10 protein-coding genes are annotated in these 13593 nt (G+C 42.1%); 1 reads left to right on the top strand and 9 read right to left on the bottom strand.

The features are described from left to right. Positions 1–4: 4 nt before the first annotated feature. The 9 genes from DR864_RS06415 to rsmA all read right to left on the bottom strand — a co-directional run bounded on the left by DR864_RS06415 (position 5) and on the right by rsmA (position 9403). On the bottom strand, positions 5–1915 hold the full coding sequence (locus DR864_RS06415) for a phospholipase D-like domain-containing protein (RefSeq protein WP_114066175.1): 1911 nt from the start codon (positions 1913–1915) through the stop codon (positions 5–7). 205 nt (positions 1916–2120) lie between these two features. Beyond that, entirely contained in the window at positions 2121–2666 is a 546-nt protein-coding gene (locus tag DR864_RS06410; protein ID WP_114066174.1) for a hypothetical protein, read from the bottom strand. A gap of 275 nt (positions 2667–2941) precedes the next feature. Next, complete coding sequence (locus DR864_RS06405; protein ID WP_114066173.1) at positions 2942–4348, bottom strand: sensor histidine kinase; 1407 nt, start codon at positions 4346–4348, stop codon at positions 2942–2944. Continuing rightward, a complete protein-coding gene (locus DR864_RS06400; protein WP_114066172.1) occupies positions 4345–5034 on the bottom strand; it encodes a response regulator transcription factor in 690 nt (229 codons plus the stop codon). Before DR864_RS06400 ends, DR864_RS06405 begins: the two co-directional genes overlap by 4 nt. A 140-nt stretch (positions 5035–5174) precedes the next feature. After that, the gene (locus DR864_RS06395) at positions 5175–6047 is read right to left on the bottom strand and encodes an alpha/beta hydrolase (RefSeq protein WP_114066171.1); all 873 of its coding nucleotides are present in this window, start codon (positions 6045–6047) and stop codon (positions 5175–5177) included. A 25-nt stretch (positions 6048–6072) separates the two neighbouring features. Beyond that, the gene (locus DR864_RS06390) at positions 6073–6588 is read right to left on the bottom strand and encodes an SgcJ/EcaC family oxidoreductase (protein ID WP_114066170.1); all 516 of its coding nucleotides are present in this window, start codon (positions 6586–6588) and stop codon (positions 6073–6075) included. A 144-nt stretch (positions 6589–6732) separates the two neighbouring features. Beyond that, positions 6733–7092: a DUF4180 domain-containing protein gene (locus DR864_RS06385; protein WP_114066169.1), complete on the bottom strand. Its 360-nt coding sequence runs from the start codon at positions 7090–7092 to the stop codon at positions 6733–6735. Between the two features lie 12 nt (positions 7093–7104). Next, positions 7105–8454 (bottom strand): magnesium transporter, encoded by a 1350-nt coding sequence (mgtE, locus tag DR864_RS06380; RefSeq protein WP_114066168.1) that lies wholly within the window; start codon positions 8452–8454, stop codon positions 7105–7107. Between the two features lie 73 nt (positions 8455–8527). Then, positions 8528–9403: a 16S rRNA (adenine(1518)-N(6)/adenine(1519)-N(6))-dimethyltransferase RsmA gene (gene rsmA / locus DR864_RS06375; protein WP_229599533.1), complete on the bottom strand. Its 876-nt coding sequence runs from the start codon at positions 9401–9403 to the stop codon at positions 8528–8530. Positions 9404–9716: 313 nt separating this feature from the next. Between rsmA and DR864_RS06370 the strand changes: the two genes are divergently transcribed. Further along, positions 9717–13334 (top strand): PAS domain S-box protein, encoded by a 3618-nt coding sequence (locus DR864_RS06370; protein ID WP_114066167.1) that lies wholly within the window; start codon positions 9717–9719, stop codon positions 13332–13334. Positions 13335–13593 lie beyond the last annotated feature (259 nt).

Here is a 13593-nt window from a genome sequence, read left to right as displayed (position 1 = left end):
ATGATTAACGGTTATTGTTGTTTATTACTTGTTCAATTTGTCTAACTCTGTTTGCTACTTCTTTTTCAGCATAAAGTTCAGGTAAGTATTCAATATATCCTGATTTATACGCAGTTGAAACGCTGTTTAAAATTTCATCTGTAAAGATTTTTCCGCTTGTTATTCGTGTGATAAAATCATCATGAATTGCTCTTATATTTTTCAGTAGTTCAGTGAAAATGTTTTCTATATTATTTTGTTGATTATTTATTTCTTTTTCTAATCGTTCCAGTTCGGTATTTTTTTGTTTCAACAAATCGTCTTTTTCTTTAATTTTATTAGAAAGAAGATCTTTTTGCAAATTAAGATCAAGCAATGCTTTATCTAACATTTCAATCTGTTTACTTTTTTCTGCATCAACAGTTTCACGCTGTGACTTTTGGTAAGCATTTACAATGGCTTCAATGATAAAGTGTGTGATAATCAAAGGCAACATACCGAAAACAAAAATGAGCCAAAATTCACCGTGTGCAGGAACTTCCCAAATCTTTAATTGAGATTGTTGACCAATTAGTAAATTCTTTATCTCATCGGTATTCATTGCAACCATAATAGATACAACAATGTCAAAAACTAAAATACCTACCCAAAAACATAACGTATTTACCCAATCTTTTTTACTGCCGATTAATTTTAAATTAGACAATAACACAGGGATTAAAAAGAAAAATAATGCCATTATGCCAAACAATGCTCCTTGTGTTTTAAATATTTTCAAAATTGCATTTGCATCAACAATTTGTGGAAGCCCTGGATTTACACCTGCTTCCAAAGAATTACGAATTATATTTCCCTCAAAAAATACTTTATACATTGCCGAAGCAAAGAATATTGATAAGTAAAAAACTAAAATACCTAAAACTGCTATCTTAAAAATTGTTCCTGCTGTCCAAAACTTTTTTATCACAAAAGACGACTCTAATAGGTTTCGTTCAAGTCTATTTTTCTCAATTTCATTATTGATTTGTAAAAGCCCTTTTTCTCCTGTGGTTTGATTTCCTGATTCAAAAATTGATTTTTCTTGTTTTATTTCTGAAATCTTTGAGTTGATTTGTTTCAACTCTATTTCGTGGTTAGAATTTACTGATTTAAGTTCATTTTTTTTGTCTATTTCTAGTTCAGCTTTTTTACTTTCAAATGCTGAATTAATGTTTTGAGTTATCACACTTTTTTTGCTACTCAATGTGTCATCAGTTGCATACGTTTTAATTTGCTCTTTAATTTCTCCATAATTTGTGCTAAAAATTTCTATATTTCCTGCACTATCTTTTGAATTGTCATAACCTTGCTTTCTATAATTTTCGGTATTTATGTTAGCCGTAGCATAAATTAAATTGGATAATTGTTGAGAAAAAGAATCAGCCGTATTTACAGGTTGAACGGTTTTTGTTTTTGTAATAACTTGTTCCATCGGATTTGCTGAGCTTATATTTACATCTATTTGGTGGTCAATATTATATTTAAGTCTTTCAAATTCAGCAAACAATTGTCGGTATGTGTTTTGGTCATCTGATACTTGAATGTTCTCAACATTGTTGTTACTTGCATTGTAAGAATAATTGTAAGAACCATTTATGGAAATCCTATTGTCAATAAGACAAAATTTGTGATGCATCATTCCTCTTTCATCACCTGTTTCAAATGCGTGAATACTAACGTTTTCGGCTCTGAACATTTGTTTAACCGTTTCGTTTTGGGCGTTTGATGATAGTATGATGTCAACTGTAATATTTCTGTTTTTTGCAGTAATAATAGCATTAGCAATATCTCTGTCCGTAAACCAAGCCATTGCAAGAAAAATGTTTTGGCTTGCTTTCTGAATTTCAGAAATTATTCTTTGCTTAATTTCTGCTCCGTTCGTTAAAATGTCATTCATAGTTTATTGTTCTTACTTGTCAGTTGTTTTGAGGGTATCTGTCACGGGTTGCCGCTAACGGTTTGGGGCTTGGCGAAGTGGGGGAAATCGAAGCACAAATGTTCAATTAACCACCAATGTTGATAGAAGGCCGAATGTTCAAATTTAGCACTTTTGCCCCCATTTTGCCAAACCCTTGTTAGCTCAAGCCTTTCATTTTGTAATTCTATGTCTCAGTCAATTCTTCTAAATCTTCTATGTACTTTTTATAATAACTAAATGTTACTCTATAATTTTCATAAATGTCTTCGTATATTTTGAATATATTATCAAAAATTCTTTTAACTTTTGATGTTTGCTTTGATATTTCTTTGGTTGAAGTCTTTAACGTAAGTTTATGAACCATCTCAATTCTAACTGCGTTTAATTCTTGTGCTTGTTTAATAAATTCTTTTATATTATTGTTTAATATACTTTGCTTTAATTCATTAATTAATTGACCAAACATTTTTCCATTTAAATCTCTACTTGACAGCTCATTTGGAAAAATTGAAAGTTGAAGATAAAATGTAGAACAATTTATAAGTGTCTTTATCATGTCTTCAACAATTTGATGATAAATTAATAATGATGCCAAAGTTCCTTCAATTGTTTTCAATTTGAAAGCATTATCAGCTACTTCATTTAATTCGTCAAGAAATTCATAATGTGGAATATGTGGCCAATTGTCTGAATCTCTAAGTTTATTTAGTAAATCTTCATTATAGCTCATGTTTAAATTAGTAATTTTCTATGTGTTTCATGAGGTTTCAGCTAACTTCTGTATATACGCACCTTTATTGCGTATATACCTCCAAAATGGGAGATAACCGCCATTTGAGGCTTTTTATCCCCAACAAAGACAAAAATTCATTTTTTCTACGTCAATCCCATAAAATAGTTATCAAACGGTATCTGAAGCGTTCGGAATGGGATACTACAAGGCCCAATAAGGCAATGAAAGGCGAAAGAGTAAGGGCGTCGCAATCCCAAAAGGAGGGCTAATGCCTATTGGCCGTTGTAGGGGTAAGCCGTAGTGGGTGGGAACTGAATCAGCGGGAGTTTTATCTGCACCTTGGTGCCCGCATTCAGGGCCGAACTAACCAAAAGCTCGCCCTTGTGAAGATTGATTACGTTGCGCGTCAGCGGGAGGCCTATGCCGTAGCCTTCGTACAGTTTGGTGTTGGAAGCCCTGAAAAAAGGGTCGTAGATATAAGCCATTTCAGCTTCGGGAATACCGATGCCGAGGTCTTCAATAATGATGACTACCTGCGTGTTGCTGGAGGCGATATGGACCGTTACGGGGCTGTTGTTTGAGTATTTGCAGGCATTGTTGAGGATGTTGGCAAAGGCGAGGTGCAGCAGTTGTTTATTGCCTTTTACTTTCAGTTTTTTCGGGTCTTCGGGCAGCAGGTTCAGGTCAACAAAGATTTTATTGTCGGGGTTCAGCTTGTCAATCAGCCCCTTTGTTTCCCAGATAATTTCGTCAATCCGCAGCATTTCAAAGACGATGGTCTTGCCTTTGTAGCCCGTTTGGGCCAGAAAAAGCAACGATTTGGTGATTTGGTCGAGCCGCTCGGCCTGTTGGAGAATACTGTTTAGCGACTGCTCATACTCTTGGGGCGTTCTGACTTTGAGCAAGGCTACATCGGCTTCGCCGATGATGGTCGTCAGGGGAGTGCCTAGCTCGTGAGAGGCGTTGCTGATAAAATTCTTTTGGGTTTCAAAGGCCGTTTCAATTCGGCTCAGAAGGTCGTTAAAGGTATTTATCAGTTCGCTGATTTCGTTGTTGTTGATGCTGTTGTTTTCGAGGCGAAGGTGGATGTTTTCGGTGCTGATTTGTTTTACATTGTCCGTAATTTCTTTGATGGGTTTGAAAATGTGTTTTGAAAAATAAACCGAAAGCGAAAGCACAATCAACACCAACAACACAATGCTCCCGAAGAGCATATTCCTTAAAAAAATGAGGTGGTGGGTGACGTAGTAATTTTCGGCCGATACAATCACAAGGTGCTGATTGGGTCCGTTTTGAATTTTACTGCCCGCGAAAAAAAAGCTTCCATCTTTCTCTTTTGCCTTCCCTTCTTTCAATAATGTTTCTATGAAAGTTTTCGGTAATTTATGTTTTTTAGATAGCGAATCAAGCGTAAGTTCGGGCGTTATTTTAATGATATATTCTTTCTCTTTTTCGAGTTTTTCGAGGTGCTGATTTTTAATGGATTTGAGATAAGCCGCATCAAGTGTGTCGCTGTTGAAGTTATATTTGGCCGAAATGCGCACCCGAGTTTCGAGCCTTTTATAAAAATCAACGTACGAGTAGTTGTTTAAAAAATAGTAAATGATGGTACTGAATAAAATAACAATGGATATACAAAGTATGCCCAATAACAATGCTATTTTAGTTTGTGTTTTCATTTCTCTTTCAGAATATACCCCATTCCGACCACCGTATGAATCAGCTCATTTTCGGGGTCAATTTTTTTGCGTAAATAATTAATGTACACATCCACGACATTGGTGCCCAAATTGAAATTAATATCCCAAGCACTTTCCAATATGTCTATCCTAGAAAGCACTTTTCCCTTATTTTTAATCAAAACCAACAACAAGCGGTATTCGGTGGCGGTCAAAGAAATGACGTTGCCGTTTTTAGCGACTGTTTTGGCATCATCATTGACCACCAATTCGCCGATCAGGTATACATTTTTAGATTTTTCTTCTTGAGTGACTTCCTTTTGGGAGGAGCGTCGCAAAAGCGCGTTTATTCGAGCGTGTAGCTCAATGAATTTAAAAGGCTTAATGAGGTAATCGTCGGCCCCGATGTTCAGGCCGAGGGCGATGTTTTCGGAGGTGCCCAAAGCCGACAGAAAAAGAACGGGAGATTTGATGTTTCTGATTCTCAGTTCTTTGCATACTTCAAGCCCGTTTTTGTCGGGGAGCATAATGTCCAGAATAAAAAGGTCGAATGAAGATTCTAGGGCCATATTGATGGCGGTATTGCCGTCAAAAGCGACCGATACTTCATAATTTCCTTCCGTCAATCCTTTTTTTATAAAGTCAACAACGCTTGTTTCATCTTCTACCAGCAGTATTTTTTTCATGTACTCTTCGTCTTTGTCTGGGGAAGCTGATAGCTTCTGGTTATGGAATACTGTTTTTCAAGTCAATTTTGGCAAAGTAACGAAGAAAAAGAACATTTTGAACGTTGAATCATCGTTTATAGGGGATCCGCAAACTGCATTTATCTGGCTCCATCCGAAGGATACAGCAGTCGAAACGCGTTAAGAATAGCTTGGTGGGAGATGGTGGCGTGGTCTTCCTGCGGCAAGTAATCAAAATGAACCGTGACGTTTTTGCTTTTCGTCGTTTTGAGCCTTTCTACCATCAGGTTTGCGTCCACTTCCATCACGTGCGGGATGTCGGTCGGGGCAAGCCCTTCTTTTCCTACTCCGATGTAAACGTCCGTTTTGTGCTTGAAAGATTCTTCAAAAAGGAGAGAAGGTTGTTTTAATAACGACGCATTATCCCACCAAAGACTCGGACTAATGATGATGTATTTGTTAAAAAGAGTGGGTTTTTTGAGCAAAATTTCGGTGGCCAAAAGCCCGCCCAGCGACTGCCCAATGATTGTTTTTGAGTTGGTCGTTTTATAGGTACGCTCGATGTAAGGTTGCAATTCCTTTTCCAGAAAGGCAATGAATTTTTCGGACTTTCCTGCGGTTTTGTTGCGTTTTTGGTCGGATTCAATGTTTGTCGGGTACGTAAAATCCCGCCTGCGGTCGGTATTGGCGATACCCACGACGATGGATTTAGGAAGGCGGTTGACCCACGAAAAAGTATTGAACTGTACCAACCCAACTACGTGGATAAAATCTTCGTCGGCTGAGCCATCCAAGAGATAAATAACGGGGTATTTTATCGTGTCGTTTTTGTTGTAACCCTCAGGAAGGTAAATGTTGAGGATTCTTTTTTCCGCCAGTTGCTCCGAAGTTATTTCATCAATCAGACCGAGTACAAAGGGCTTGGGAGTCGCGCTTTGTATTGGTATAACCGACTGACAAAGTGATAGTTTTGCGATAAAAAAGAACAAAAAAGTGGAGAGTACTGGCTTCATTCATTTTTTAAGTTAAATTCTACATTCAACGAGGCTCAGGGACGGGGATTCCCTGTTTTACATCCACGTTATGATACGCAACGATTTTCCACGCATTTCCGTCTCTTATCATCACTTGTAGAAGTCGGGTGCGTAAACGCCCCTTTTCGTCAAGGTATGTGCCTCGGGGAGGGCCCTGATTTGAAAATCCAGAGACCCAGGTCAGGGTTTCGACAACTACTGCATCAGGATTGGCGAATTTGAAGGAAACCGTTTCCTGTTTCATCACCGTTTGGTTAAAAATTCCTTTAAATATCTGGTCATGCCGCGCCTGAAATTCTTTTTGTCCCACAAAAAAGGTACCTAAAATATTGGTGAACGTACCGTCGGTGGCAAAATGCTTTGCGTAAGTTTGGGCATCTCCGTTGTTCCAAGCCACCACTTCTTCATTAATAATGTTCTGAATTGCCACGGAGTCGGCGGGGCTTTGGGCTTGGGTAACCGTTGCCCAAAACACGATGGATAGAAAGCCCATTATTTTGTTTAAAAAGCGTAGTTTCATGGGATTTGTTCAGTTTTGGATTTCGACTGTTCAAGTTAGTAAAAAAGCGGAGACGACTCTACTGTCTATTTTCCAAAATCGCGCTGTAAAAATCAGTTTGGTTGAGCAACGTTGGGGTTGGGATGCGCAATCAGAACATAGGCTTTATGTTGATAATCGCTCAATCGCTTCCGCTTTTGATTCAACAAAATTGACGTGTCCGTGCTTGTTGCTTTCCAAAATAAAGTCTTTGACACTTTTGCTCTGATACGCGCTGAAATCGCCCACAATGGCTAGACGAACCCGATAATTTGAGAATTTTTGAAGTATTTCGCCCGCAATACCTGTTTTTAAATCAAAGAAATCAGGGGTAATATTTTGTTGGTAAATGAAGATTCTATCAAAATCTTGGTAATACAGATTCCCCAATAAATCGAGTCCATCTTCTGCGGTGTTAATCACGGGGGTATCTGAAATTACCTCCGCTATTTTCACGCCGTTGCGTTGGTGTGTTTGAATTTCCATCTTTCAATACGTCTATATCTTCAACAAAAAATGGGCAATCATGAAGTAAGTTCCAATGCCCACCAAGTCGTTGGCGGTGGTGATAAATGGGCCCGATGCCACGGCGGGATTGATGCCAAATCGGTTGAGAATCAGGGGTGTAACGGTTCCCATAAATGAAGCTAACAACACCACGGCCAACAATGATAAACTCACGACCCAGAAAAGCTGGGTTTCGCTGAAAATAAGTACGTACACGCCTGCCAAAATACCGATAATCAGACCGTTGAGGGAGGCAATGGCCACGATTTTTAGTAAACGTTCTTTCCAGCTTATTTCCAGACCCGTTTTGTCGGCGAGGGCCTGTACAATGAGCGAGGCAGTTTGGATGCCTACGTTGCCGCCCGTAGAACCCATGATGGGAATAAACATGGCCAACGCGGCGATTTTGGTCAATTCGCCTTCAAAAAAACGAATGACCGTGGCGGCCATCAAGCTACCGATTACGCCCACGATGAGCCACGGCAAACGCGCCTTCACTTGGTCCCAAAGGCTGTCGTCTTCTTCGACCTCGCCCGTAATACCCGAAATCGCCTGAATGTCTTCTTCGGCTTTTTCGGTCACTACGTCCAAAATATCGTCAATCGTAATTCGCCCCAGCAGGCGTTTCTGAACGTTGACGACGGGAATGGCTTCCAAGTCGTAGCGCTGCATGATTTCGGTGACTTCTTCTACAGGACGGTAGGTTTCGACGTAGTGAATGTCTTCGTCGAATATATTGCCGATTTTGGTGTTTTTGCGGGCCAATACCAAGTTTTTGAGTGAAATCAGCCCCAAAAGCGTTTGTTCGTCGTCGACCACGTACACGGCATAGACTTTTTCAACGTCTTCGGCTTGCTTCCTGATTTCTTCGATGCACTCGTTGACGGTCCAGTTGGCGTTGGCTTTGACCAACTCTTTCTGCATCAATCCGCCCGCCACGTCTTCGTCGTAGGGGAGAAGGTCAATGATAAAACGCGCTTGCTCGCGGTCTTGCAATAAGCCGATGACCTCTTCGCGAATTTGAATGGGCTGTTCTTTGAGCAAATCCACGGCGTCGTCGGAGTCAAATACCTCGATGTAACGGGCGATTTCGACGGAGGAAAAATCCTGAAGAAAGCGGCGGCGGTCATCTTCATCGATGTTGGCCAGAATTTCCGCCCCAATTTCCGTCGTCAATAAACTAAACAGATAATGCGCTGGCTCGGTATCAAGTTCGTACAAAATGCTGCTGATATCGGCTGGATACAGTTCCTCCATGGCCGCGCGCAGATACTTTTCATCGTGCGCTTCAACGGCTTTCTCAATTTCCTCAAGGTATTCTTTGGTCAACTCAAACGTCATTGCGCGTCAATGGTCAGGATGTGGGGTAAGTTTGGGAAACAGACGGAATGTTGACTCCGGACGATATATTAGACTAAAAAAGGTCTTCTTCAAACGATAGATTGTCAGCCTCAAGCTGCGGACTTTTATCAGCGGTTGTTTGACTGTGGGCGGTCACTAAGTTTGTCAGCAATACAAATTCTGCCACGCCTAGTTGTTCGGCCCGTTTGTCCAACAAAGGATGATCAAACTGAATTCCCAAGGGTTTGAGGGCGTTTCGCAGGGTTTTGCGTCGTTGATTGAACCCTGCTTTTACGACCTGAGTAAACTTTTTTTCGTCACATTCCAAGTGCGTTACGGCGTTGCGTTTCAATCGAATTACGCCTGATGTCACCTTTGGAGGAGGTTCGAAGGCTTCGGGTGGAACGGAAAACGAATATTCAATGTCGTAATACGCCTGCAACAACACGCTCAAAATTCCGTAATCTTTTTTTCCGGGCGGCGAGGCAATACGCATTGCCACTTCTTTCTGGAACATACCGACAATTTCGGGTACGAAATCTTTGTATTCCAGTGCTTTAAACAAGATTTGGGACGAAATGTTATACGGGTAATTGCCGATGATGGCGAATTTCGGTGATTCTCCGTCAATTGCGTTCGCGTCTTTTTGGGTTACGGATTCGATCCATTCTTTCAAATTCATGCGCAAAAAATCGCCTTCAATAATGCGACCTTCGAGGGCGGGGAAATTGACTTTCAGGTAAGCGACAGATTCGCGGTCTATTTCGATGACGTAGGTGGTATATTCTGATTTTGGCAAAATAAATTGCGTCAGTACGCCCATTCCGGGGCCAATTTCCAGAACAGTGTCGTACTTTCCGTGTCCTGACAACAAATCAGCGATGCGTTTTGAGGCGTCTAGGTCACGCAAAAAATGTTGTCCTAAGTGTTTTTTGGGTCTTACTTTCATGCTTTCGGGGGCAAGCCATTGGCTTGTTTAAGCGATTATGGCACGAAAGTACGTTAGTTTTGGCTAAATTGAATCACCGAAAGTCGCAAAGTATTAAGGCTCCCCCTCTGCCCGTGGCTTGTCTGCGGATTGAATCTGGAAATGAACTGGTATAATTTCAAGAAATGATTGATTTTATTCATAAACGACCTTGCCCTAGCACAAACAACGTTAGAATTTAATAATTTGCTGCCTTAATGTTGGATAACGAAAATAGTGGCCGGGAATCGGCAAACAAAAATCACCCATTGTAAATCACAAATCGGAACGCATTGTGGAAACCCCAATCATTATCGAATCGAACCCTTTTCTTGAACAACTGAACCTTTTTGGATTGACCGTTACGCCCGGCGGGACCATCCGCTACGCCAATGCGTACACCATCCGGATGTTGGGATGGGGAGTGGAGGACCTGCAACGGTTCAATTTTTTTGAAGATTTGTTGGCCACTGAACAAAGGGATGAAATACAGGCTTTCTTAAACGAATCGCTCGAACGAGGGCAATTGGCCGAGTTTCGGGAAATTCCTTTGGTAGCCAAAAATAAAAATTTGAGGAGAGTTCAGGTCAATTCGTTGATTATCAATAAAAAATCAGGAGACGTTGCCGACTTTACGTTGATTGGCGAAGATGTCACCAACAAGCTTCGCGTCACCAATGCGCTCAATAAATCCAATGCGCAGTTGCAAGATTTAATTGACAACACCAGCGATTTGATTCAATTGGTATCGCTTGACGGACGGTTTTTGTTTGTGAATCGGGCGTGGCGCGAACGACTTGGGTATGAGCTAGACGAACTCGTGTCGCTTTCGCTCAAAGATGTGCTGTGGCCTGATGCCGCAGATGCAACCCTGCAACTGCTGAAACGGGTAGAAGAAGGGGAGAAAGTGCCTGATTTTGAGACCGTTTTCTGGAGCAAACAACGCAAAAAGATTTACCTTACGGGGAGTGTGACCTGCCGATACGAAAACGATAAACCGACGGCTTTTCGCTGTATTCTTCACGATGCCACGAGCCGGGTACGGGCCGAGCGTTCGCAGAGTTTGTACTACAGTATTGCCAACTGGATGATTAAAACGCAGGATTTGGACGAGTTTTACGCCCGGGTCCACGAAGAATTAGGGAAGGTAATCGACGCCCGCAACTTCTTCATTGCGCTCTACGATCCTACCAAAAGCTTTATGTATTTTCCGTATTACGTGGATGAATATTTCAAAGGAAATGTTCGATTTACCAAACGTAAAATCGGAAATGGACTGACCGAATACGCAATTCGAGCCAATAAACCCTTGTTTTTGTACGAAAAAGACATCGAAGAGCTGGCCGAAAAACAGGGGCTTTACATGTACGGAAAAATCCCGAAAGTGTTGCTTTGCGTGCCCTTACGCATCGGCGATCGGGTCACGGGAATCATTGGCGTAAAATCGTATTCAAACCCCAATCAATACCGCCCACGAAACCTCGAAATGCTGGAGTTTATCTCGGGGCAGGTGGCGTTGGCCATTGCCAGAAAGCAAAATGAAGCGGATTTGAACCGCCAAACGGCGCGCTTGAATGCTATTTTTGACAGCAGTGCCTACCTGATTTGGTCGGTAAATAAGGCCCTGCAACTCACGTCATTCAATAAAAATTATTCGGCGTTTTTGCAACAGCACCTTCGTACCACGCCTGCCATCAACACCACCACCGAGCGTTTGGGGTGGCAATTGATGACCACCGAAAATCGTAGGCAAATGGAAGAACGCTACCGGCAGGCGTTTAAGGGGAATCCGCAGGGATTTGAGATGAAAATAGAAACCCGTAACGGGGAAGGTGATATGTGGCTAGAATTCAGCTTAAACCCGATTCAGCCCAAAGAAGGAGTGATAGAAGAAGTATCGGGTGTGGCGCGGGACATTACACCTCGTAAATTGGCCGAACTTTCGATGCAGCAAAGCGAAGAGAAGTTCCGGGGGATTTTCGTTAATCTTCAGGATATATACGTGCGTACCGACCGCAGCGGTAAAATCACGATGATTAGTCCTTCCGTACTCAAACGCACAGGGTATACCATTGATGAGGCAATGGGGACCAATATTACCGATTATTTCGTAGATCAAGGCCGCATTCATGCAGCACTTGTGCGACTTCGTCGGGATAAAAGCCTCCGCAATTTTGAGGCCGAGTTGCGCATCAAAGACGGCACCGTTCGGCAGTTTATGTTTAATATGCTCCTCCTGCGCGATGAAGATGGAGCACCTATTGTGGCGGCCTTGGCGCGCGACATCACCGAGTTGAAACGTAATCAGGAGGAACTCGTCAAAGCCAAAGAAGAGGCCGAACGCTCTTTGAAAGTGAAGGAACGGTTTTTGGCTAACATGAGCCACGAAATCAGAACGCCAATGAATGGTATTATCGGGATGATTGATTTGCTGAACGAAACGCCGCTGAATCCCGAACAAAAAGATTATATCCTGACCATGCGCCGCTCGTCGGGTACGTTGCTCAATATTTTGAACGATATTCTTGATTTGTCGAAAATCGAAGCGGGCAAAATGGCGCTCAATGAAGCCCCCGTGGCGTTGGAAGAAATATTTGAAAAACTGACGGCGTTGTTTGCCCAAACGGCCCGAAATAAAAATAATACGCTCAGCTATCATTTTGCCGAAAACCTGCCGCAATTTATCATTGGGGATCAAACGCGTCTGCTGCAAATTCTTTCTAATTTGACCTCAAACGCCATTAAATTTACGGAAAACGGCGCGGTAAAACTAAAAGTGTCGTCGGTCTGGACGAAAGGTAAATTCCATAAAATCAAGGTGGAAGTGCAAGATTCGGGCATTGGGATTTCGACCGAGAACTTGAATCTGCTGTTTAATGCCTTCAGTCAGGTCGATACTTCCTCGCGCAAAACTTTTGGCGGAACGGGGTTGGGCTTGGCCATTTCAAAGGAGCTTTGCCGCCTGATGAAGGGCGAAATCGGGGTGGAATCAAACGTGGACCGGGGCAGCACGTTTTGGTTTACGTTTGAAACCAAAGAAACGATGATTAGCCCTACGCAACAAAAGTCCGACAGTCAGGAGATTAGATTTGAGAATTTCTTTAGCGATTTTCACCCCCGCCTTTTGTTGGTGGATGATAACTTCGTGAACCGAAAAGTAGCGAGTGAAATCCTCAAGAAATCGGGTTGTGTGGTTGATACCGCCGAAAGCGGCAAGCAAGCCATTCAGCTAGTGGATGATAATTTTGCCTCGGCGGGGCCGTATTATAATGCTATATTCATGGATATTCAGATGCCCGACATGGACGGCATCGAAACCACCCAGCGCCTGCGTGAGCTGTTTGGTACCAAGCTACCTACTGTTGTAGCCATGACGGCCTATTCGATGAAAGAAGACCGCGAGCGCTTTCTGAGTCAAGGAATGGACGACTACGTGCCTAAGCCGATTCGGGCGCAGGTATTGATTCAAAAAGTGAAGGAAATCATTGATGCGGGCAAAACCTTTCAAGAGGGGGTTGTTTTGCAGAAAAAACAAAAAGAGATTGCGCAGGAGCTGCAATTGCCCATCGTTGATTTAGAGATTGTTGGGCAATTGCGCCAACTGGGCGGAATGGAGTTGGTCAGCTCTATTTTTGAAGATTTCGTTGCTGAGGCTACCGAGCTGGTCAATGAGGCCGTGGCCGCATTTGCAGACCATGACATTGCCACGGTAAAAAGCAACCTCCACACGCTCAAAGGAAGCGCGGGCACCATCGGGGTAGCGCGTGTGGCCGAGATTGCTCGTATTGGTGAAGGAAAATTAAAAACCAACGATACGAGTACGCTCGCGGAAGATTTGCCCAAACTAGAGCAAGAATTCAAGGTATTTCTGAAGGAATACCAGACCATACTGGAAGAATTTACGCAGAAATAGCGGAATAGGTTGGGGGTGAGAACACCCTCCAACGGCATAATAAAATAGATTGTGGGGAAACATACCCCAACGACAAAAAAAGCAAATTTGACTCAGTAGACACCGCCAACTTCTTAAATGAAGCATTTGCGGTGTTTTTTTCTATTCCAAATTGTCTCAATAAAAACTTGTTTAGTATATATTTTAATAAAAAAAATACTATTATTGTTTTTGAGTATATTATTTTTTTCGTTGGGGCTAATTCCTAGCTCATATACGC

The organism is Runella rosea (genome assembly GCF_003325355.1).
GTDB lineage: Bacteria > Bacteroidota > Bacteroidia > Cytophagales > Spirosomataceae > Runella > Runella rosea.
This window is presented reverse-complemented; position numbering and strand designations above follow the sequence as displayed.